The organism is Herbidospora sakaeratensis (genome assembly GCF_001570525.1).
Lineage (GTDB): Bacteria > Actinomycetota > Actinomycetes > Streptosporangiales > Streptosporangiaceae > Herbidospora > Herbidospora sakaeratensis.
On the sequence record NZ_BBXC01000016.1, the window covers coordinates 155,483 to 176,415 of the forward strand.

Annotated in this window: 23 protein-coding genes; 9 read left to right on the forward strand and 14 right to left on the reverse strand. The window is 71.9% G+C overall.

The window, feature by feature from the left end; genetic code table 11:
* Position 1 precedes the first annotated feature (1 nt).
* From AW271_RS26450 to AW271_RS26470, 5 genes are all read right to left on the reverse strand, one after another.
* Positions 2-742, reverse strand: a complete 741-nt coding sequence (locus tag AW271_RS26450) for an NRDE family protein (RefSeq protein ID WP_245653206.1) — start codon at positions 740-742, stop codon at positions 2-4.
* A 104-nt stretch (positions 743-846) separates the two neighbouring features.
* Complete coding sequence (locus tag AW271_RS26455) at positions 847-1,593, reverse strand: SCO1664 family protein (protein WP_062340308.1); 747 nt, start codon at positions 1,591-1,593, stop codon at positions 847-849.
* On the reverse strand, positions 1,590-2,159 hold the full coding sequence (locus AW271_RS26460; RefSeq protein ID WP_062340309.1) for a DUF3090 family protein: 570 nt from the start codon (positions 2,157-2,159) through the stop codon (positions 1,590-1,592). The genes AW271_RS26455 and AW271_RS26460 overlap by 4 nt, the downstream gene beginning before the upstream one ends.
* A gap of 10 nt (positions 2,160-2,169) precedes the next feature.
* Complete coding sequence (locus AW271_RS26465; protein ID WP_062340310.1) at positions 2,170-2,850, reverse strand: MSMEG_4193 family putative phosphomutase; 681 nt, start codon at positions 2,848-2,850, stop codon at positions 2,170-2,172.
* On the reverse strand, positions 2,847-3,665 hold the full coding sequence (locus tag AW271_RS26470) for an undecaprenyl-diphosphate phosphatase (protein ID WP_174553120.1): 819 nt from the start codon (positions 3,663-3,665) through the stop codon (positions 2,847-2,849). The genes AW271_RS26465 and AW271_RS26470 overlap by 4 nt, the downstream gene beginning before the upstream one ends.
* A 43-nt stretch (positions 3,666-3,708) precedes the next feature.
* Here AW271_RS26470 and AW271_RS26475 point away from each other — a divergent pair, with 43 nt between their 5' ends.
* The gene (locus AW271_RS26475; RefSeq protein WP_062340312.1) at positions 3,709-4,641 is read left to right on the forward strand and encodes an aldo/keto reductase; all 933 of its coding nucleotides are present in this window, start codon (positions 3,709-3,711) and stop codon (positions 4,639-4,641) included.
* Positions 4,642-4,681: 40 nt separating this feature from the next.
* Here AW271_RS26475 and AW271_RS26480 read toward each other — a convergent pair whose 3' ends face one another.
* On the reverse strand, positions 4,682-5,695 hold the full coding sequence (locus AW271_RS26480) for a cellulose binding domain-containing protein (protein WP_062340313.1): 1,014 nt from the start codon (positions 5,693-5,695) through the stop codon (positions 4,682-4,684).
* 239 nt (positions 5,696-5,934) lie between these two features.
* Between AW271_RS26480 and AW271_RS26485 the strand changes: the two genes are divergently transcribed.
* Complete coding sequence (locus tag AW271_RS26485; protein WP_062340314.1) at positions 5,935-6,828, forward strand: hypothetical protein; 894 nt, start codon at positions 5,935-5,937, stop codon at positions 6,826-6,828.
* A gap of 6 nt (positions 6,829-6,834) precedes the next feature.
* On the opposite strand, the gene fabI is transcribed toward AW271_RS26485, so the two are convergent.
* Together fabI and fabG are read right to left on the reverse strand one after the other, a co-directional pair.
* Positions 6,835-7,599, reverse strand: a complete 765-nt coding sequence (gene fabI, locus AW271_RS26490) for an enoyl-ACP reductase FabI (protein WP_062340315.1) — start codon at positions 7,597-7,599, stop codon at positions 6,835-6,837.
* A gap of 2 nt (positions 7,600-7,601) precedes the next feature.
* Entirely contained in the window at positions 7,602-8,306 is a 705-nt protein-coding gene (fabG, locus tag AW271_RS26495; RefSeq protein WP_062340316.1) for a beta-ketoacyl-ACP reductase, read from the reverse strand.
* Between the two features lie 118 nt (positions 8,307-8,424).
* Between fabG and AW271_RS26500 the strand changes: the two genes are divergently transcribed.
* Together AW271_RS26500 and AW271_RS26505 are read left to right on the forward strand one after the other, a co-directional pair.
* Complete coding sequence (locus AW271_RS26500; protein WP_062340317.1) at positions 8,425-9,918, forward strand: TldD/PmbA family protein; 1,494 nt, start codon at positions 8,425-8,427, stop codon at positions 9,916-9,918.
* The gene (locus tag AW271_RS26505) at positions 9,915-11,282 is read left to right on the forward strand and encodes a metallopeptidase TldD-related protein (protein ID WP_062340318.1); all 1,368 of its coding nucleotides are present in this window, start codon (positions 9,915-9,917) and stop codon (positions 11,280-11,282) included. The genes AW271_RS26500 and AW271_RS26505 overlap by 4 nt, the downstream gene beginning before the upstream one ends.
* Before the next feature lie 54 nt (positions 11,283-11,336).
* On the opposite strand, the gene AW271_RS26510 is transcribed toward AW271_RS26505, so the two are convergent.
* Complete coding sequence (locus AW271_RS26510) at positions 11,337-11,552, reverse strand: dodecin (protein WP_030452318.1); 216 nt, start codon at positions 11,550-11,552, stop codon at positions 11,337-11,339.
* A gap of 54 nt (positions 11,553-11,606) precedes the next feature.
* Here AW271_RS26510 and AW271_RS26515 point away from each other — a divergent pair, with 54 nt between their 5' ends.
* Positions 11,607-11,924: a DUF3099 domain-containing protein gene (locus tag AW271_RS26515; RefSeq protein ID WP_062340319.1), complete on the forward strand. Its 318-nt coding sequence runs from the start codon at positions 11,607-11,609 to the stop codon at positions 11,922-11,924.
* Between the two features lie 217 nt (positions 11,925-12,141).
* Here AW271_RS26515 and AW271_RS26520 read toward each other — a convergent pair whose 3' ends face one another.
* The 3 genes from AW271_RS26520 to moaA form a co-directional block, all read right to left on the reverse strand.
* Positions 12,142-14,103 carry a WD40 repeat domain-containing serine/threonine protein kinase gene (locus AW271_RS26520; protein WP_062340320.1) on the reverse strand — a complete coding sequence of 654 codons (1,962 nt, stop codon included), beginning with the start codon at positions 14,101-14,103 and terminating at the stop codon, positions 12,142-12,144.
* A gap of 76 nt (positions 14,104-14,179) precedes the next feature.
* Positions 14,180-14,413 (reverse strand): DUF6457 domain-containing protein, encoded by a 234-nt coding sequence (locus tag AW271_RS26525; RefSeq protein ID WP_062340321.1) that lies wholly within the window; start codon positions 14,411-14,413, stop codon positions 14,180-14,182.
* Positions 14,414-14,441: 28 nt separating this feature from the next.
* On the reverse strand, positions 14,442-15,425 hold the full coding sequence (gene moaA / locus AW271_RS26530; protein WP_062340322.1) for a GTP 3',8-cyclase MoaA: 984 nt from the start codon (positions 15,423-15,425) through the stop codon (positions 14,442-14,444).
* Positions 15,426-15,561: 136 nt separating this feature from the next.
* Between moaA and AW271_RS26535 the strand changes: the two genes are divergently transcribed.
* Entirely contained in the window at positions 15,562-16,716 is a 1,155-nt protein-coding gene (locus AW271_RS26535; RefSeq protein WP_062340323.1) for an RtcB family protein, read from the forward strand.
* Here the strand turns inward: AW271_RS26535 and AW271_RS26540 are convergent.
* Positions 16,713-17,483, reverse strand: a complete 771-nt coding sequence (locus AW271_RS26540) for a UbiA family prenyltransferase (RefSeq protein WP_245653207.1) — start codon at positions 17,481-17,483, stop codon at positions 16,713-16,715. The two genes, AW271_RS26535 and AW271_RS26540, sit on opposite strands and share 4 nt — an antisense overlap.
* 91 nt (positions 17,484-17,574) lie before the next feature.
* Between AW271_RS26540 and AW271_RS26545 the strand changes: the two genes are divergently transcribed.
* From AW271_RS26545 to AW271_RS26555, 3 genes are read left to right on the forward strand one after another with little or no spacing between them, the layout of a single operon-like run.
* Positions 17,575-18,618 (forward strand): type III polyketide synthase, encoded by a 1,044-nt coding sequence (locus tag AW271_RS26545; RefSeq protein WP_062340325.1) that lies wholly within the window; start codon positions 17,575-17,577, stop codon positions 18,616-18,618.
* A complete protein-coding gene (locus AW271_RS26550) occupies positions 18,618-19,133 on the forward strand; it encodes an isoprenylcysteine carboxyl methyltransferase family protein (RefSeq protein WP_062340436.1) in 516 nt (171 codons plus the stop codon). The genes AW271_RS26545 and AW271_RS26550 overlap by 1 nt, the downstream gene beginning before the upstream one ends.
* The gene (locus AW271_RS26555) at positions 19,130-20,146 is read left to right on the forward strand and encodes an NAD(P)/FAD-dependent oxidoreductase (protein ID WP_062340326.1); all 1,017 of its coding nucleotides are present in this window, start codon (positions 19,130-19,132) and stop codon (positions 20,144-20,146) included. The genes AW271_RS26550 and AW271_RS26555 overlap by 4 nt, the downstream gene beginning before the upstream one ends.
* Here the strand turns inward: AW271_RS26555 and AW271_RS26560 are convergent.
* The gene (locus AW271_RS26560; RefSeq protein WP_062340327.1) at positions 20,143-20,850 is read right to left on the reverse strand and encodes a class I SAM-dependent methyltransferase; all 708 of its coding nucleotides are present in this window, start codon (positions 20,848-20,850) and stop codon (positions 20,143-20,145) included. The genes AW271_RS26555 and AW271_RS26560 overlap by 4 nt on opposite strands.
* Positions 20,851-20,933 lie beyond the last annotated feature (83 nt).

Consider the following 20,933-nt stretch of genomic DNA (forward strand, 5'->3'; position numbering starts at 1 on the left):
CCTATCCGCGTGCCTCGCGCGGGATGTCCACCGGATGCCAGGTGAGGGGGTCGTCAGGGGCCGGCAGGAAGTCGTAGCGCACGCCCGATTCGGCCAGCGCGACGAGGCTGACCGACAACGACATGAACAGGCGGCCGTCGCTCAGCTCGTGGCGGACCAGCAGGGCGGCCGGATCTTCGTAGGGCAGGCCGTCGCCGGAGGCGAGGGCGAGCCACTCGCCCCAGTAGCGGTCGGGGCTCCCGCCGCCCGGCCGGCCGGGCCGGGGGGCCTTGGCGAAGGCGGGCTGGAAGTGGGCCACCCGGGCGTTGTCGTGGGGGTCGGGCAGCCCGGCGTTGACCACGACGTGGGTGCCGGGGCGCAACTTCTCCTCAGACAGCCTGTCGCCCGTCCAGGTCCAGAGGCGGACGCCGTCGAGCCCGCCGAGCAGCAGGTGGAAGGGGTCGTAGCGGGTCAGCTCGACCAGCGGCATCTCGCCGCCCGAGGCGGCCAGCAGCGGCAGCTCGCCGCGGGAGGCCCGGTTGCGGGCGCCGGAGAGCAGGCCGTGGCCGTTGAGCAGGGCCGCGACGCGCCGCGCGGCGGGGTTGAGGGCCAGCCAGGTGCCGCCCGCCAGGAGGTCACGGCCGCCGACGACGCCCTGATGGTCGGGCCAGTAGGCCGAGGGGGACATCCAGGGACGGTTGACGAACTCGTCGCGGACCCCGGCCAGCAGGATCGGCGACTCCGCATCGGGGTCGAAGCTCACGATGACCGTACACAATGCCCGTTCCCTCCACTATCGGTAGAGACTCATGCAGAGTGCCGGAAATAAAGGGTTACGTCCAGCTCAGTGAGGCTCCGGGAAAGCAGTTATATCGGGGGCCAGGGGATCGCGGGCCAGTCGCCCGAGGGGTAAGGGTGAATTCCGGTGTCCAGCAGTCTGCGTACCCGGTTCCACGTCGCCTCCACCTCGGCTGCGGTGAGCAGTTCGCGCAATCTTCGTCCGAGTCGTCCTCTTTCCAGTTCCTGATCGAGATGGACGAGGACCGAGACCGCCTCGCGGGAGAGCGGCCGGCCCTTCCACTGCCACAACACGGTGCGCAGCTTGGTGTCGACGGAGAAGCAGACGCCGTGGTCGACGCCGTAGACGTGGCCGTCGGGCAGCGGCAGCAGGTGGCCGCCCTTGCGGTCGGCGTTGTTGATCACGGCGTCGAGGACGGCCATGCGGCGCAGCGCGGGCTGGCGGCTGCGCATGACGGCCATCAGGTCGGCGTCGGGGTCGGCGTCGATCCAGAGCTGGACCATGCCGGGGCCGAACGGGCCGTCGCGGTAGACGGTCGGCGGCACCAGCCGCCAGCCGGTGGCCACCGCCACCTCGTAGGCGGCGACCTCGCGGGCGGCGAGGGTGCCGTCGGGAAAGTCCCAGAGCGGGCGTTCGCCCTTCACGGGCTTGTAGACGCAGGCCGCGACCTGGTCGCCCGCGCTGATCGTGCAGTAGAGGGTCATGTTGGTGGCCTCGACCAGACGGCCGGCGACCTCCAGCCGCCCGCCGCGCAGCAGGCGCATGGCCGCCGCGTCGTCGAGCTTCGTCCCCTCTTCCGCGTTCTCAGCGGTCATGCGGTGAGTCCCCCGGGGTGGTGTCCGTTGAGCCTGACGCAGATGTGACCCTCGGGATCGAGGGGCTGCCCGCACAGCGGGCACGGCGGCCGCCCGGCGGCCACGACGTCGAGGGCGCGGCGGCTGAAGGCACGCGCGGCGGCGGCGCTGATGCGCACCCGCAGGACGGCGGGCTCGGGCCGGTCGGGATCGCCGAAGATCGGGTCCTCCTCCTCTTCGGCGGTGGCCTCCTGCGCCTCGATGATCACCTGGGCGGTGTCGGGATCCCAGGCCAGGGCCATGGTGCCGACCCGGAAGTCCTCTTCGATGGGGGTGTCGAGGGGGGCCTCGTCGGAGACCTCTCCGGGAGCCACGGCCGGGACGGGGGCGCGGCCGCCACTGCGGCGCAGCACCTCGTCGAGCAGTTCGTCGAGCCGGTCGGCCAGCACGGCGACCTGGAACTTCTCGAGCGACACCGTGGTGAGGCGCCCCTGCGCCCTCGCCTGCAGAAAGAAGGTTCGCGCGCCCGGTTGCCCAACGGCACCGGCCACGAACCTCTCAGGCGGATCGTAATCGAAGACCGGCATAGCCCCGACCTTACGTGGTCCCGGCTCCGCCGCCGACGGCGGCGTCGCTCCCGGCGATGTTTTCTCCCCCATCTTTGTGCTCCGGAGGCGGCTCCGGAAGCCCGAAATTTCGGGTGTCGTTAAGTCTGCGAAGAAAGGGGCGTATGGGGGTGTATTCGATGACTGTGACCGATCCCGGATCGACGTTGATGCGCTGGAACTGGTCGAGGTGCAACCCCAGCGCGTCGGCCACGATCGCCTTGATCACGTCGCCGTGGGAGCAGACCAGATAGGTCGCCCGTTCCCCCAGCCGGGCGTTCCAGTCGCGCACGCCGGCCACCGCGCGGGCCGAGACGGCGGCCAGCGACTCGCCGCCCGGGAAGACGGCGGCGCTCGGGTGGGCCTGCACGACCTTCCACTCGGGCTCCTTGGCGAGGTCGCCGAGCTTCTTCCCGGTCCAGTCGCCGTAGTCGCACTCGGCGAATCGGTCGTCGATCTGGAGGTTTTCGGCGCTGAAAGGTTCGACGGTCTCGCGGCAGCGCTCCAGCGGGCTGGAGACGACCGCGTCGAGCCGCACGTCTCTGAGCCGTTCGGCGGCGTCGGCGGCCTGCCGGCGGCCCCGCTCGTCGAGGTGCACGCCCGGCGCGCGCCCGGCCAGCACCGGCCCGGTCAGCGGCGTCAGGCCGTGGCGCAGCAGCAGGAGGGTGGTCATGCCGTGATCACGCCCAGTCCGAGAAGGGTCAGCAGCAGGGTGCCGGCGAACACCCGGTAGATCACGAATATGTTGACCGAGTTCTTCGCCACCCACTTGAGCAACCAGGCGATCGAGGCGTAGCCGACGACGAACGACACGATCGTGGCCACGGCCGTGCCGACCAGGGGCGGGCCGCCGCCGTCGCCGACGTGGCGCATCTCGTAGACGCCCGACAACACCACCGCCGGGATCGACAGCAGGAACGAGTAGCGGGCCGCCGCCTCGCGGGTGTAGCCGAGGAACATCGCCCCGGTCATTGTGGAACCGGAGCGGGAGGCCCCGGGGATCAGCGGGAGCATCTGCCACGCGCCGATGATGAGGCCGTCTTTCAGCCCCAGGTCGGACAGCTGCTTGGCCTTGCGGCCGAACTGCTCGGCGCCCAGCAGGATCAGCCCGAACACGATCAGCATGGCCGAGTTGAGCCACAGGTTGCGGGCCGGGCCCTCGATCGCGTCGGAGAACAGCAGGCCGGCGACCGAGATCGGGATCGTGCCGAGGATGATGTACCACCCCATGCGGGCGTCGAGGTGGTCGCGCAGCTCCCGGTTTCCCAGGCTGCGCAGCCAGACGCCGGTGATCCGCAGGATGTCGCGCCAGAAGAAGATCAGCACCGCCAGCATGGTGCCGAGCTGGATGACGGCGGTGAACGCGGCTCCGGGGTCTTCCCAGCCCGCCAGCTTGGGCACGATGAGCAGGTGCGCCGAGCTGGAGATCGGCAGGAACTCGGTCAGCCCCTGCACGATGCCGAGGACGACCGCCTCAAAGACGTTCACGGTCGGCCAGCTTAGAGCCTCGGACACGATACTCTGACTCGCAATGGATCAGCGATATGTCGGGCGCAGCGGCCTGTCGGTCTCGCGCATCGGCCTCGGCACCATGACCTGGGCGCGCGACACGTCGGCCGACGAGGCCTCCGCCCAGCTCATGACGTTCGCCGACGAGGGCGGCACGCTGGTCGACACCGCCGACGTCTACGCGGGCGGCGACGCCGAGCGGCTGATCGGCCGGCTGCTCAAAGAGGTGGTCCCCAGAGAAGACCTGGTGATCGCCACCAAGGCCGTCCTGACACCCGGCGGCAAGGACGGCTCGCGCCGCCACCTGATCCGCGCCCTCGACGCCTCGCTCGACCGCCTGGGCGTCGACGAGGTCGACTTATGGCAGCTGCACGCCTTCGATCCCGACGTACCGCTCGAAGAGACCCTGCTGGCCGTCGACATCGCGGTCTCGACCGGCCGGGCCGCCTACGCCGGGGTGTGCAACTACGCGGGCTGGCAGCTCGCGGCGGCCGGGGTGCACCAGCGCTCGGCGCCGGGCCGGGCCCCGATCGTGGCCGCGCAGGTCGAATACTCGCTGGTGGCGCGGGAGGCCGAAGACGAGCTGATCCCGGCCGCCGCCCATGTCGGCGCGGGCGTGCTGGCCTGGTCGCCGCTCGGGCGGGGCGTGCTGACCGGCAAGTACCGGACCGGCATCCCGGCCGACTCGCGCGCCGCCACCCCCCACTTCGCCGACTTCATCCAGCCCTATCTCGACGAGCGCTCGCGCCGGATCGTCGAGTCGTGCGTGACCGCCGCCGAGGGCCTGGGCGCCTCGCCGCTCGCGGTGGCGCTGGCCTGGGTCCGCGACCGGCCCGGCGTCGCCTCGGCGATCGTGGGCGCGCGCACCCACGCCCAGCTGCTGGGCGTGCTGCAGTCCGAGACGCTCGTGCTCCCCTGGGAGATCCGCGAGGCCCTGGACGACGTGTCGTCGTGACACCTCGCCCAGGGCCTCCCGGGTGAACGCCGCCTGCGGGTCAGGCGCAGGCGGAGCCGTTGACGGTGAAGTCGGCCGGCGCGGGGTTCGCGCCGGTGTGCTCACCGTTGAATCCGATCCACAGGGTCCGGCCGGGCGCGATGTCCCTGTTCCAGTTCACGCCGGTGGCGGTGACCCGCTGGCCGCTCTGCGCCCAGTCGGCCGACCAGCCCCGTTCGAGCTGCTGCCCGGCCGAGGGGAAGGTGAACGCGAGCGCCCAGTCCTCGATCGGCTCGTCGCCGGTGTTCTTGATCGCCACGTTCGCGGTCATGCCGCGGCCCCAGGTGGTGGCCGAGTAGGAGACCTGGCACGACACGGCGGGCGCGCTGGGGGTGAAGACCACCGGCGGCGACTCGGGTCCCCAGCTGTTGTCCCCGTAGATGGGGCGGACCGTGACGGAGTACTGCGTGCCCGGCGTCAGCCCGGTGAGGGTCGCGGTGGTGCCCGGGACCGTCGTGAGCAGCTGCCCGCCCGAGATGACCTGGTAGGCCGTGGCGGGTGAGCTGTAGGAGGGCAGCGTCCACGACAGGCGCACGCTGGTGGGGCTCAGCGGGGCGGCGACCGGGCGGCTCGGCTGCGGCTGCACGATGTCGTTGCTGATGCGCACCTGGGTGACCGGCGACCGGGCGCCGCGCACGCCGTAGCGGTCGACGGCGACCACGTAGACGGGATAGATCCGGGTCCCGATGGGGGTCGGGAGGTTGACCCAGCCCTGGTTGGGCCCCTGGAAGACGGCCCGGATGATCCCGTTGGCGCCGTCGTCCTGGTAGACCTCGTAGCAGGCCACGCCGTGATCGTCGGTCGACGGCTCCCAGCGCAGCTCCGCGCCGTTGAAGAACGACCAGACGACCACCGGCGCCCCGGGCGCGGTCGGCGGGGCGTTCACGGGCGGGCTCGGGGGGATCGGGCCGGTCCGGCAGACCATCGGATAACCGGACGGGCCCGGGGTCGGCGAGGTCGTCGGCACGGGGGCCGCGAGCAGAGCGGCGGTGAGGACCACTGCGGTGATCTGCATGGACCCGATCGTCCGGACCGGCCGGGCGCGCCGTCAACGCGGGGGCCTTCGGGGCCCGGCCCGCAGCAGGTGGCCGGTGAAAGGTTCAACCGAACGAGAAATGGTCTCGCGTATCACACCTGGATACCGAAGGGCGACTCAGCGCGAAATTCACCGGGCGTTGGAGAGAGACTGGAGCGCGCCAACGGGAGCGGTGCGCCCACAGGGGAGGGGGCCCGCCGGTGACTGGGGAGGGGCTCATGAGGATCGGACGGCGCGCGTCCGCCCTCGGCGCCGGCGTTCTCGCCGTGGCCATCGGCGCCGCCTTCCCCGTGGTCATGGCCGAGGCCGCCCGGGCCGCCGACTGCGACCGGGGCGGCCTGCTGCCGGGCGTGACCGACACCCTGTGCAAGGTCGTCGACGGCGCGACCGACGTGGTCGACGACGTGACCAAGGGCGGCCTCGACGACGTCACCGACACGGTCGACAAGGTCGTCGGCGGGGTGACCGGAAGCGACTCCTCGTCCTCCGACGAGAAGACCAAGCCCGGCAACAACGGCAACGCCAACGGCAAGTCGAAGAACGGCAACAACGGGAACAACGGCAACAAGGCCGAGACGTCGACCGGCGTCGAGACCGGAACCTCCGACGGCGGTTCGGTCGACGCCTGCGTGCTCGACTGCGGCCACAGCCCGGCGCCGACGCTCGACGCCGAACCGGTGCGGGTGCAGCCTGCCGACACGGCCACGGCCTCGGCCGCGCCGCGCAAGACCCGCAGGGAGCGGCGGCCGGAGCCGCGCCCCCAGTTCGTCACCACGGGCGAGTCGATCACCGCCTCGCCGGAGCCGACTCCCCCGCCGGTCGCCGACGCCGAGCCGATCCGCGTCGACGAGGTGGCCCCGCCGTTGTTGTGGCCGGGCCAGCTGATCCCCGAGCTGATGAGCGACACCCGCAAGGCGCCGGTGCGGCCGAAGCAGGCCTACGACCCGGTCGCGACCGGGCTGACGACGCTGCTGCTGGTGTCGGCGGTGCTGGCCGCGCGGGTCGCCTGGATCAAGCGGGCCAGGAAGGACGAGCTTGAGGCGATGTGCCCGGAGTCGCTGCCGCTCTCCGGGCTCCCGTCGCCGTCGCGCCGGCGTCAGCGCATCGCCTAAAGGCGGTCAGGCGCCGATGGCGTGGACGCCGCCGTCGACGTGCACGATCTCGCCGGTGGTGGCCGGGAACCAGTCGCTCAGCAGGGCGACGCACGCCTTCGCGGCCGGCACGGTGTCGGCCAGATCCCAGCCCAGCGGGGCCTTGGCGGGCCAGGAGTCCTCGAACTCCTTGAAGCCGGGGATGCTCTTGGCCGCCATCGTGCGCAGCGGGCCGGCCGCCACGAGGTTGGCCCTGATGCCGTGCTTGCCCAGGTCGCGCGCGAGGTAGCGGTTGGTCGCCTCCAGCCCCGCCTTGGCCACGCCCATCCAGTCGTAGACCGGCCACGCCTTGGACGCGTCGAAGTCGAGGCCGACGACCGAGCTGCCCTGCTTCATCAGCGGCAGGCAGGCCATCGACAACGACTTGTAGGAGAACGTGGAGATCTGGAAGGCGGTGGCGACGTCTTCCCACGAGGTGTTGAGGAAGTTGCCGCCGAGGGCGGTCTGCGGCGCGAACCCGATGGAGTGCACGACCCCGTCGAGCCCGCCGAGGTGTTCGCCGACCCGCTCGGCCAGGCTGTCGAGGTGTTCGGTGTTGCTGACGTCGAGCTCCAGCACCGGCGGCGGCTCGGGCAGCCGCTTGGCGATGCGCTCGACCAGGCTCAGGCGGCCGAACCCGGTGAGGACGATCTGGGCGCCCTCCTCCTGGGCCAGCTTGGCCACGCTGAACGCGATCGAGGCGTCGGTCAGCACGCCGGTGACGAGGATGCGCTTGCCCTCGAGGATTCCCATGGTCAGTGCCCCATTCCCAGGCCGCCGTCGACGGGGATCACGGCCCCGGTGATGTAGGAGGCGTCGTCGCTCGCGAGGAAGCGGACGACGCGGGCGACCTCGCCCACCTTGGCCTGGCGGCCGAGCGGGATCTGCTTCTGGATGGCGGCCTGCTGCTCCTCGGTGAGGACTGCGGTCATGTCGGTCTCGACGAAACCGGGGGCCACGATGTTGACGGTGATGCTCCGCGAGCCGAGCTCGCGGGCCAGCGACCGGCCGAAGCCGACCAGCCCGGCCTTGGAGGCGGCGTAGTTGGCCTGCCCGGCCGAGCCGAGGAGGCCGACGACCGAGGAGACGAGGATGATGCGGCCGCGCTTGAGGCGCAGCATCGGGCGGACGGCGCGCTTGGCGACGCGGTAGGCCCCGGTCAGGTTGGTGTCGATGACGTCGGTGAAGGTCTCTTCCTTCATCATCGCCAGCAGGGTGTCTTTGGTGATGCCGGCGTTGGCCACGACGACCTCGACCGGGCCGTGTTCGGCCTCGGCCTTCTCGAAGGCGGCGTCGACCGACTCCTGGCTGGTGACGTCGCACTGGACGCCGAAGAGGCCCTCGGGGGCCTGGCCGGATCGGTGGGTGACGGCGACGAGGTCTCCGGCCGCGGAGAGTTCCCGGGCGATCGCGAGGCCGATGCCGCGGTTGCCGCCGGTGACGAGTACAGAGCGAGGCATGTACCCGACGTTACTAGTTACCCGCAGGTAGCCTCTTGTCCGCCGGAGACAAGATCGCGGCTGCGGCGTGGTGGGGTTACTCCAGATCGACTCGCGTGGCGCGGACTAGGATCCCTGCATGCGTCAGATCGATCCCGACTTCCTCGCCCTGCCGCTGCGGCAGCTGGCCGACGCCGCCCTCCAGCGGGCCCGCGAGCTGGGCGCCGAGTTCGCCGCCTTCCGCCTCGAACGGGTGCGCGCCGAGACGCTCCGCCTGTTCGACGCGCGGCTCGAAGGCTCCAGCGACGCCGACGACCTCGGTTTCGCCGTACGGGTGGTCAAGAACGGCACCTGGGGGTTCGCCGGCGGCATCACGCTCACGCCCGAGGCCGTGGCCGAGGTGGCGGCGCAGGCCGTCCAGGTGGCCGAGGTGAGCGCGCCCCTCAACCGGGAGCCCGTCGAGCTGGCCGCCGAGCCGGTGCACGAGGGCGTCTGGGTGTCCCTCTACGACGTCGACCCGTTCGACGTGCCGCTGCGCGACAAGGTCGCGCTGCTCGGCGACTGGTCCGCCGGCCTGCTGGCCAAGGGGGTCGACCACGTGTCGGCCTCGTTGATGCAGGTCAAGGAGCAGAAGTTCTACGCCGACTCGGCCGGCACGGTGACCACGCAGCAGCGGGTCCGCGTCCATCCCTCCCTGACCGCGATGAAGTCCGAGGGCGCCGCCTTCGACGACATGCGCACCCTCGCGCCCCCGGTGGGCCGGGGCTACGAATACCTGACCGGCACCGGCTGGGACTTCCCGGCCGAGCTGGCCGAGCTGCCCGACCTGCTGGCCGAGAAGCTGGCCGCCCCCTCGGTGAAGGCGGGCACGTACGACCTGGTGATCGACCCGTCGAACCTGTGGCTGACCATCCACGAGTCGATCGGCCACGCAACCGAGCTCGACCGTGCGCTGGGCTACGAGGCGGCGTACGCGGGCACCTCGTTCGCGACCTTCGACCAGCTGAACACGCTCGCCTACGGCTCCCCGATCATGAACGTGACCGGCGACCGGACCGCCGACCACGGCCTGGCCACCGTCGGCTGGGACGACGAGGGCGTGCAGGGCCAGCGGTTCGACATCGTGCGCGACGGCACCCTGGTCGGCTACCAGCTCGACCGGCGCATGGCCCTGCTCAAGGGCCTGGGCCGCTCGAACGGCTGCGCGTTCGCCGATTCCCCCGGCCACACCCCGATCCAGCGCATGGCCAACGTCTCGCTCCAGCCCGCCGAGGGCGGCCCGTCGGCCGAAGAACTGATCGCGGGCGTCGACGACGGGATCTACGTCCTGGGCGACAAGAGCTGGTCGATCGACATGCAGCGCTACAACTTCCAGTTCACCGGCCAGCGCTTCTACAAGATCGAGAACGGCCGGCTCGCGGGCCAGCTCCGCGACGTCGCCTACCAGGCCACCACCACCGACTTCTGGCGCTCGATGGACGCCGTCGGCGGGCCGGAGACCTACGTGCTCGGCGGCGCGTTCAACTGCGGGAAGGGCCAGCCCGGCCAGGTGGCCCCGGTGAGCCACGGCACCCCGGCCGCCCGGTTCCGCGGTGTGAAGATCCTCAACACGGTGCAGGAGGGCGGCAAGTGACCCCGCAGGAAGTAGTCGAGCGCGCGCTGGCGCTGCCCGGCGCCGACGACCGCGTCGTCATCGTCGACGAGGACACCACCGCGAACCTCCGGTTCGCCGGGAACACCCTGACGACCAACGGGGTGGCCCGGGGCTCGCGGCTGACGGTCATCTCGATCGCCGGCAGCGGCACCGGGGTGGTCTCCCGGTCGGGCGTCACGCCCGACCAGATCGCCGACGTCGTGGGCGCGGCCGACCGGGCGGCGCGTGACGCGCAGCCGTCGGAGGACGCGCGCCCGCTGGTGGCCGGAGAGGCCGCCGCCGACTGGGACCGCCCGGCCGAGGAGACCTCGATCGCGGTCTTCCGCGACCTGGCGCCGGCGCTGGGTGAGGCGTTCGCTGCCGCCGAGGCCGGCGGCCGCCGGCTCTACGGCTTCGCCGAACACCTGGTCAACTCGGTCTTCGTCGGCACCAGCACCGGCCTGCGCCGCCGGCACGACCAGCCGACCGGCCGCCTGGAGCTGAACGCCAAATCGCCCGACATGACCCGCTCGGCGTGGGTCGGCGCGGCCACCCGCGACTTCACCGACGTCGACATCGCGGCCCTCGACGCGACGCTGGCCCAGCGCCTCGAATGGGCCAAGCGCAGGGTCGACCTGGCCCCGGGCCGCTACGAGACCCTGCTGCCCCCGGGCGCGGTGGCCGACCTGATGATCTATCTGTACTGGTCGGCGGGCGCCCGCGACGCCTTCGACGGCCGCACCGTCTTCTCCAAGCCCGGCGGCGGCACCCGCGTCGGCGAGGAGCTGGCCAAGCTGCCGATCGACCTCTACAGCGACCCGGCCAGGGCCGGGGTGGAGTGCGGCGGCTTCACCGTCTCCCACGCGTCGAGCCGCGAGTCGTCGGTCTTCGACAACGGCTTCTCGCTGGGCCAGACCAGGTGGATCGCCGACGGCAAGCTGGCCAACCTGATCCAGACCCGCCACTCGGCCGAGGTCACCGGCCTCGCCGAGACCCCCGCGATCGACAACCTGATCATGGAGGGCCCGGCGGGCGGGAAGTCACTGGAGGAGATGATCGCGGCCACCGAGCGCGGCCTGCTGCTGACCTGCCTGTGGTACATCCGCGAGGTCGACCCGCAGACGCTGCTGCTCACCGGCCTGACCCGCGACGGCGTCTACCTGGTCGAGAACGGCGAGGTCACCGGCGAGGTGAACAACTTCCGGTTCAACGAGTCGCCGGTCGACCTGCTCTCGCGGGTCACCGAGGTCGGCGCGGCGTCGCAGACCCTGCCGCGCGAGTGGAACGACTACTTCACCCGTACGATCATGCCGCCGCTGCGGGTGCCCGACTTCAACATGTCGACCGTGAGCCAGGCCAACTGATCTGACAAGGCAGTCAAGGGGCGGTCCGGAGTTGCACCGGGCCGCCCCCTTCTGCTATTCGGAGTCTTCCAGGCGGAAACCGACCTTCATGCCCACCTGGAAGTGGGCGACCTCGCCGTCCTGGATGTGGCCGCGGACCTCCGTCACCTCGAACCAGTCGAGATGGCGCAGCGTCTGCGACGCCCGCCTGATCCCGTTGCGAATGGCCTGGTCGACGGACTCCCCCGACGTTCCCACGATCTCGGTCACCCGGTAGGTGCGGTCAGACATCGTGCCTCCCTGTCGTCGCGAAACGATCATATGCCCCGGGCGTAGGGTTGGATCGTGAAGCTGTTTCATCGGCGGAAGACGACCGTTCACCAGGTGACCGACGCGCAGCCGTCGTTGTCGGCCGACATCCGCAGGCGCGAGATCAGCTACGTGATCAAGATGTCGATCCGTGTCGTCTGCCTGATCCTGGCCGTGGCCTGGCCCGGGGCGCCCCTGTGGCTGCGAGGGGTCTTCATCGCGGGCGCGGTGCTTTTGCCGTACCTTGCCGTGATCGGGGCCAACGAGCGGGGAAAGGACCTTCCCCCACTTCAGGACATGGATGGAGCTAACCAAAACGAGATACCACGGCATCGACGCGAGATCGGGTCGTGACTAAGTCTTGACGCATCCTAAGGGTGGTAGGTGTACAGTTTAGCCAAGCGCTCTGGTCCCCCGTCGGAGCGCTGGTGCCGGCGTTCCGGGCCCCCGTCGGAACGCCGATGAAGCGACGCCGGGTGGTTTGCCCCCGTAACCACCCGGCGTCGCCCTATGTCCAGACCTTTTCTGCCGCCTTTACTCGCGGCGCGGTCTGACTGTCTTCGCGAAAAGATCAGCGAATCTCCCAGACCCTGACCGTGGCGTCGGCCCCGCCGGTGGCCAGCAGGCTTCCATCGTGGTTGAACGCCACCGCCCCGACCGCCGCCGTGTGCCCGGTGAGCGTGGCCAGCCGGGTGCGGGACACCGGATCCCACAACCTTGTGGTGCGGTCGCCGCTGCCGGTGGCGAGCAGCCTCCCGTCACGGGAGAACGCCGCCGCCGCGACCCCGGCGTCATGACCGGGCAGCGTGCCCCGCTCGGCGCCGGCCGGATCCCACAACCGCACCACCCGGTCCGCTCCCCCGCTGACCAGCAGCTTTCCATCGGGGCTGAACGCCACCGCGGTGACCCAGCCCTCATGTGCGGTCAGCGTGTGCAGGGGCGCGCGACGGGCGACGTCCCAGATCCGCACGGTTTTATCGGCGCCGCCGCTGGCCAGCACTCTTCCGTCAGGGTCGAACGCCACCGCGACGACCGCTTCCTCATGCCCGGCCAGCTTGCCGAGCCGGGCCCCGCCGGCCGGATCCCAGAGCGTTATGGTCCCGTCGCCACCGCCCGTGGCGATCACGGTCCCCTCGGTGTTGGACGCCACCGCGTTCACGCCGTCGTCACCACCCGGCAGGCCGGTGAGCATGACCCGGTCGGCGACGTCCCACAACCGCACCAGCCGGTCGCCGCCGGCGGAGACCAGCAGGCGGGCGTCGCCGGTGAAGGTCACCGCGTAGACCCCGCTCTCGTGACCGGTGAGCGCCTCGGGCCGCGCCTTCCCGGCGGGATCCCACAGGCGCACCGTGCGGTCGGCGCCGCCGCTGGCCAGCAGGGTGCCATCGGGGCTGAACGCCACCGCGAACACCTCCCCCACGTGCCCGGTGAGGGTCTTCGTGAGCCGCGCCGAGACCGGCGTGACCGGCGCGAGCTCCTCCGCGCCGAAGACCTGGGAGACCCCGACGACCACGACCGTGGCCCCCACCGCCAGCCCACCGGCCAGCAGGGCCCGCCGGGGCAACCCGGGCGTCCGGTCCGACACGGGCCCCGCCGACGAAGGCGGTCCCACGTCTGCCGACTGTCCCACCAACGCGTCTGGGGCAGAGTTTCCGGCCGGTGCGAGGCTCCCGGGTGGCGAGACGTGGCCAAGTGGCCCGACATCTCCGAATGGCGGGAGGCCTCCGGGTGGCACGGGCGGGCCGAGGGTGGTGAGGATCTCGGCGACGGTCGGGCGGGCCGCGGGGTCGGTGGACAGGCAGGCGGCGATGAGAGGGCGTAACCGCTCTGGGACGTCGCTCAGGTCGCCGTCGCCGGTGGTGATGCGGTGGATGACCGCAGGCAGAGTGCCCGCCGGGAAGGGGCCGTGGCCGGTGGCGGCGAAGACCAGGACGCAGCCGAGGGCGAAGACGTCGGCGGCCGGGGTGGCGGGGTGGCCGTTGAGCCGCTCGGGCGACATGTGGGAGCAGGTGCCGACGAGCGCGCCCGTCTCGGTCAGCGGGCCGGCGTCCAGGGGGCGGGCGATGCCGAAGTCGATGATGCGGGGGCCGTCGTCGGCGCAGATCACGTTGGACGGCTTCAAGTCGCGGTGGATCAGGCCGCAGTCGTGGATGGCGGCCAGGCCCTCCGCGAGTGCCGCGCCCAAGGCGGTCACGGCCTCGACCGGGAGCGGGCCGCGTTCCGAGACCAGGGTGTGGAGCGACGGGCCGGGGATGTGGGCGGCGGCCATCCAGGGGAGGTCGGCGGCGGGGTCGGCCGCGATCACCTGGGCGGTGAAATGGCCTCCGACCCGGCGGGCGGCGTCGATCTCGCGGGCGAAGCGGACGCGGAACTCGGGGTCGCCCGCGTGGTGGCGGTGCACACGCTTGACCACGACGACCCGGCCGCCCGGTGAGCGGGCGAGGAAGACCTCGCCCATGCCGCCCGCGCCGAGCCGTCCTTCGAGCCGGTAGGGGCCGATCAGGGCGGGGTCGTCGGGCAGCAGCGTGTCCAAGGTCGGCGAACCCCTCGTGATTTCCCGCGAACGAAACGATCCGAGGGCCCCGCGCCCACCCGAGGCATCCTAGAACCTAGTCGCGGCTCCATTCGGCCGCCTTGGCGGAGATGACCGCCGCCGCCCCCTCGGGAGCGGTGCCGGCGCCCTGGGCCAGGCCGAGGAGGTAGGCCGTCAGCGGCGCGGCCGGCCGGGCGACCCCGTGGGCGACGTCGCGCGTCAGATCGAGCACCATGTCGCGGTCGACGACGGCCGGGTCGATGCCGAGTTCGCGGCAGACCAGGGCGGTCCATTCCTCCAGCACGTTCACGGTCGGGCTCCAGATCGCTAGGGACGGGTCAGCCGCCGATCGCGCTCATCGGGCGGGACGGCTGGAGGAACTCGGGGTTGTCGATGCCGTGGCCGGGCTTCTTGCGGGCGATCGAGGCGGTCCAGCGGGCGGCGAGGTCGGCGTCGGAGGCGCCCTCGCGCATCGCCCGGCGGAGGTCGGACTCCTCGGTGGCGAACAGGCAGTTGCGGATCTGGCCGTCGGCGGTCAGGCGGACGCGGTCGCAGGCCCCGCAGAACGGGCGGGTGACCGAGCCGATCACGCCGACCGTGGCGGGGCCGCCGTCGACGAGGAACAACTCGGCCGGCGCGCTGCCGCGCTCCTTCGGGTCGGCGTCGTCAAGGGTGAAGTGGGCCCCGAGCAGGCCGAGGATCTCGTCGGCGGTGATCATGTTCTCGCGGCTCCAGCCGTGCTGGGCGTCGAGGGGCATCTGCTCGATGAACCGGAGCTGGTAGCCGCGGTCGAGGCAGTAACGCAGCAGGCCGGCGGCCTCGTGGTCGTTGACGTCGCGCATCAGGACGGCGTTGACCTTCACCGGCCGCAGGCCGGCCGCGTCGGCGGCGGCCAGGCCGTCGAGGACGTCGGGCAGGCGGTCGCGGTGGGCCAGCTTCTTGAAGATCTCGCGGTCAATCGTGTCGAGCGACACGTTGACCCGGTGGAGGCCCGCCTCGGCGAGCGGGGCGGCCAGCTTCGCCAGGCCGATGCCGTTGGTCGTGAGAGAGATCTCGGCGCCCAGGCCGGAGGTGCGGGCGACGATCTCGACCAGTTCGCGGCGCAGCAACGGCTCGCCGCCGGTGTAGCGGACCTCGGTGACACCCAGGTCGCGCACGCCGATGGTGACCAGGCGGACGATCTCGTCGGCGGTCAGCAGGTCGGGTTTCGGCAGCCAGTCGAGACCTTCCGGCGGCATGCAGTAGCTGCACCGGAGGTTGCATCGATCGGTCAGCGACACCCGCAGGTCTGTCGCGACACGCCCGAACGAGTCGACCAGCACGTAACCATCTCCATTCTGTATGCCAGCTTAGAGCAGATACAACCGCGCCCGATCAACGGGGATTCCTCCAGAGGAAAACCATTGGGAACGCTTAACCCCGGTTCGGCACACTGATCGCACTGAACAGGAGATCATCATGCCGAAGGAAGTCGCCCACAACCTGCTGTCCTGGGCCAGCGACATCGACGCCGGAACGATCGAGCAGGCGGCCCGGACCGCGCGCCTGCGGTTCGTGTCCGGACACGTCGCGCTCATGCCCGACGCGCACATCGGGATCGGCGCGACCGTCGGCTCGGTCATCCCCACCGAGGGCGCGATCATCCCCGCCGCCGTCGGGGTCGACATCGGCTGCGGAATGATCGCGACCGAGACCGACCTGACCGCCGCCGACCTGCCCGGGAACCTCGACGCGCTGATGCCGCTGGTCGAGCGGAGCATCCCGGCCGGCGTGGGCCGGGGCCACGACGACCGGGCCGTCGACAAGGCGCTGGAGGCGCTCGGGCGGCCGTCCACGGAACTGACCGCCAAGCAGGACAAGACGGTGGCGACGCAGTTCGGCACCCTCGGGTCGGGCAACCACTTCGTGGAGGTCTGCCTCGACGAGCGCGACCGGGTGTGGACGGTGCTCCACTCCGGCTCGCGCGGGATCGGGAACCAGCTCGCCACCCGCCACATCGCCGACGCGAAGAGGGCGATGAAGCAGGCGGCGATCGGGCTGGAAGACCCCGACCTGGCCTACTTCGTCCAGGGCACGCCCGAGTTCGCCGCCTACATCGACGACATGTTGTGGTCGCAGGCGTACGCGATGGCCTCGCGGGCGCGGATGGACGCGGTGTTGTCGAACGCGCTGTTCTCGGTGGTCGGGAAGGGCCGCCGGGTCCGGACGATCAACTGCCACCACAACTTCACCCAGCGGGAGACCCACCACGGCAAGTCGTTGTGGATCACCCGCAAGGGCGCCATCAAGGCCGACACCGGCGACGAGGGCGTCATCCCGGGCTCGATGGGGACGCAGTCGTACATCGTGCGCGGGAAGGGCAACTCCGACTCCTACCACTCGTGCTCCCACGGGGCGGGGCGGCGGATGTCGCGCGGGCAGGCCAAGCGCACGCTCACCGCGTCGTCGCTGAAGAAGGCGATGGAGGGACGGACCTGGAACGCCGACCGGGCGTCGTCGCTGGTCGACGAGCACCCGGAGGCGTACAAGCCCATCGACCAGGTCATGGCCGACCAGACCGACCTGGTGACCGTGCAGCACACGCTGCGTCAGGTGTTCAACTACAAGGGCTAGCCGGTTCCGCGCAGGAGCAGGAGCACGACGGCCAGCGCCGCCACGGCGACCGCGCTCTGGAACGGCGCCGACGGGCGGCGTACCAGGCGCGGGGCCAGCGCCAGCGCGGCGGCGAGCGGCGCCGCGGGCCACCAGAGCACCACGACGGCGGCGACCAGGAAGACCGGGGTGAGCGTCAGGGTCCGGCGGCGGCCGAGCCGCTGGGGCAGGCCGTGCACGCCCGTCTCCAGGTCGCCGTCGATGTCGGGCAGCACGTTGGCCAGGTGGGCGCCGATCCCGAGCAGCGCCCCGGCGGCCACCGACCACCAGGCGGGCCAGGGCTGGCCGGGCAGCCCGAGCGACACGAACGCCGGGAACTGCCCGAACCCGATCGCGTAGGGCGCCCACGAGAAGACGGTGGCCTTCAGGCCGAGGTTGTACGCCCACGCCGCCGCCACCCCCAGCAGATGGAAGGCGCCCGCCGCCGCGCCGCTCGCCAGCGACAGCGGCACGCACGCCAGCAGGGCGGCGAAGGCGGCCGCCCACAGGGTCGCGACCGGGACACGCCCGGCGACCACGGGCTTGCCGGTCCGGCCCAGGGCCCGGTCGCGGTTCGCGTCCACGGCGTCGTTCGACCAGCCCACCGACACCTGCCCGGTCAGCACGGCGGCCAGCACGAGCAGGCATCCGGCGAAGTCCCGTCCCGAACCGGCGGCCAGTGCGGTCACCAGCGCGGTGACCGCCAGCGTCGGCCCGGGGTGACACGCGAGGGCTAATCCCAGGAGCACAGGGGTTGGGGTTCCCAACGGGACGCACATGAACCCGTGAGGGGTGGGCAGAGATCGGAAGGGGATGGATTTCTGCCGATCTGGGAGTGCGATGTCACGTATCGCCGCCGTTCAGGGCGTCCTGCCGCCGAACCGCTACGCGCAGGCTGAGATCACCGATGCGATCGCCCGACTGGGCATTCTCGACGCCACCGAACGCCGCGTTCTCGACCGGCTCCACCGGCACGCCCAAGTGGAGTTCCGGCACCTCGTACTGCCCCTCGACGACTATGTGAAACTCGACGGTTTCGGCGCGGCCAACGACGTGTTCGTCGCGGCGGCGGTCGACCTGGGCTCCCAGGCCGTCGCCGAAGCCCTCGACGCGGCCGGCCTGACCCCCCGCGACGTCGACCTGATGCTCTTCACGACGGTGACCGGCATCGCCGCGCCGTCGATCGAGGCCCGCATCGCCTCCCGCCTCGGCATGCGACCCGACGTGAAACGCCTGCCGCTGTTCGGCCTGGGCTGCGTGGGCGGCGCGGCCGGGGTGGCCCGCGTCCACGACTATCTGGGGGCGGGGGCCGGGCGGGTCGCGGTGCTGCTGTCGGTGGAGTTCTGCTCGCTGACGATCCAGCGCGACGACCGCTCGATCGCCAACCTGGTCGCGGGCGGACTGTTCGGCGACGGCGTGACCGCCGTGGTCGCCACCACCTCCGAAGGCCCCGGCCCCCGCGTGATCGACTCGCGCTCCCACCTCTATCCCGACTCCGACCAGGTCATGGGCTGGGACATCACCAACGGCGGCTTCCGGGTGGTCCTGGACGCCAGCGTCCCGGCCGTGGTCCGCACCTACCTGCCCGGCGACGTCGACGGCTTCCTCGGCGACCACGGTCTGACCCGGTCGGACATCACGGCCTGGGTCTGCCACCCCGGCGGGCCCCGTGTGCTGGAGGCGGTCGTCGAGGCCCTCGACCTGCCGCCGGACGCCCTCGACGTGACGTGGCGGTCGCTGGCCGAGGTCGGCAACCTGTCGTCGTCGTCGGTGCTGCGCGTGCTGGCCGACACGATGGCGCTCGATCCCCCGAAGGGCACCCCCGGCCTCATGATCGCGATGGGCCCGGGGTTCTGCTCGGAACTCGTCCTCCTGGAGTGGTGATGGGCTGGTACGCCCTGCTGGTCGCCCTCGTCGGCCTCGAACGGCTCGCCGAACTCGTCGTCGCCAAGCGCAACCTCCGCTGGAGCCTCGACCGGGGTGGCGTCGTCGCCGGTCAGGGCCACTATCCGTTCATGGTGGTGCTGCACACCGGCCTGCTGGCCGGGTGCCTGATCGAGGTGTACGCCACCGGCCGCCCCTTCGTGCCCGCCCTCGGCTGGCCGATGCTGGCCCTGGTGATCGCCTCGCAGGGGCTGCGCTGGTGGTGTATCCGGACGCTGGGCCACCAGTGGAACACCCAGGTCGTGGTGGTGCCCGGCCTGACGGCGGTCACGGGCGGGCCCTACCGCCATCTGCGCCACCCCAACTACGTCGCGGTGGCCGTCGAGGGGCTGGCGCTGCCGCTCGTCCACTCGGCCTGGGTGACCGCCCTGGTCTTCACGGTGCTGAACGCGGGGCTGATGGTGGTCCGGATCCGGTGTGAGGAGGCCGCGCTGGCCCGGCTGGGAACGGCGTGATCGACTTATTGATCGCGGGCGGCGGGCCCGCCGGGCTGGCGACCGCCTGTCACGCCGCGCTGGCCGGGATGGAGGCCGTCGTCGTCGAACCCCGGGCGACCCCGGTCGACAAGGCGTGCGGCGAGGGGCTGATGCCCACGGGCGTCGAGGCGCTGCGGTCCCTGGGGGTGCGGCCCGAGGGGTGGCCGCTGCGCGGCATCGCCTACCTCGACGCGGGCGGCTCGGTGACCGCGCCGTTCCCGCGCGGCGCGGCCGGGCTCGGGGTCCGGCGCACGGTCCTGCACGAGGCGCTCGCCAAGCGGGCCGCCGACCTCGGGGTGCGGGTGGTCGCCGGGCGGGTCGGGCGGTTCCGGCAGCGTCTCGGCGACGTCGAGGCCGACGGGTTCGGCCGGGCCCGCTGGCTGGTCGCCGCCGACGGGCTGCACTCCCCCTTGCGCGCCGCCCTGGGGCTGACCGTCGCGTCGCGGCGGATCCGCCGCCACGGCCTGCGCCGCCACTTCGCGGCCGCCCCGTGGAGCCCCCACGTCGAGGTGCACTGGTCGCCGGGCGCGGAGGCGTACGTGACGCCGGTGGGGGCCGGGCTGGTCGGGGTGGCGGTGCTGAGCTCGCGGCGGGCGCCCTACGAGGAGCACCTGGCGGCCTTCCCCGCGCTGCGCGACCGGCTCGGGGCCGCGTGTTCGCCGGTCAGGGGGGCGGGACCGCTGCGGCAGGGGGCCCGTGCGCGGGTGGCCGGGCGGGTGCTGCTCGTCGGCGACGCCGCCGGATACGTGGACGCGCTCACCGGCGAGGGGATCTCGCTGGCCGCGCGGTCGGCGGAGGCGCTCGTGGCGGCGCTGCGGGCCGGCGACCCCGGGTCGTACGAACGGGCCTGGCGGCGGCTGTCGCGGCGGCAGCGGGCGCTCACGGGGGCGCTGGTGGCCGTCAGGGGCAACCGGGTGACCGGCGACCTGATCGCGCCGGCCGCGCGGCGGCTCCCGTGGGCCTTCCGCGCGGCCGTCGCTCTGCTGGCCTAGCGGCGCGCCACCAGGATCAGGCGGCTCGACCCGATCGTGTAGGGGGCGCGGTCGGGGCCGGCGTACAGGTCGATCTTCTGGAAGCCCGCCTGGGCGACCAGGCGGCGGACCTCGGCGGCGGTGTAGACGTGCTGGACCGAGGTCCCCCGGTGCACCTCGTCACCTCGGGTGAAGGTGAAGTGGGTGAGCCAGCGGCTCGCCGTCACGTCGTACTCGTTGACCTGCTCGGCGGTGACGCCGCCGATGGTCATCGGCTCCTCCTCCAGGGTGAGGCCCGGGAGGAACGACTCGGCCACGAAGCCGTAGTCGAGGACCAGCGTCTCGGCGGTCAGCCCGTTCAGGAAGGCGACCGTCTCGTCGTGGTCGAGGTAGCCGAAGGCGTTGCCCATGCAGATCGCCGTGTCGGCGGCCGACGCGGGCAGCGCGCGCATGTCGCCGACCTGGAAACCGGCGTCGAGGCCGCGCCGGGCGGCCTCCCGGGTCGCGTGGGCGACCGCCTCGGCCGACACGTCGACGCCGGTCACCCGGCGGCCGCGCGCGGCCAGTTCGAGGGCGTGCCGCCCGCTGCCGCAGGCCACGTCGAGGACGTGGTCGCCGGGCAGGGACATCAGGAAGTCGATCTCGGCGGTGGTGTACTCGACGGGCACGGCGGCCCGCCAGAAGGTGTTGGGCAGCTCGGTGAAGAAATCCGTGTACCACGGCATTGGAAGAAATGCTCCAGTCAATGTGAGAGAAGAACTGTTTCTCGTCTTGACCGGGGCAGCGCTGGACCACCCCGGTCACACCG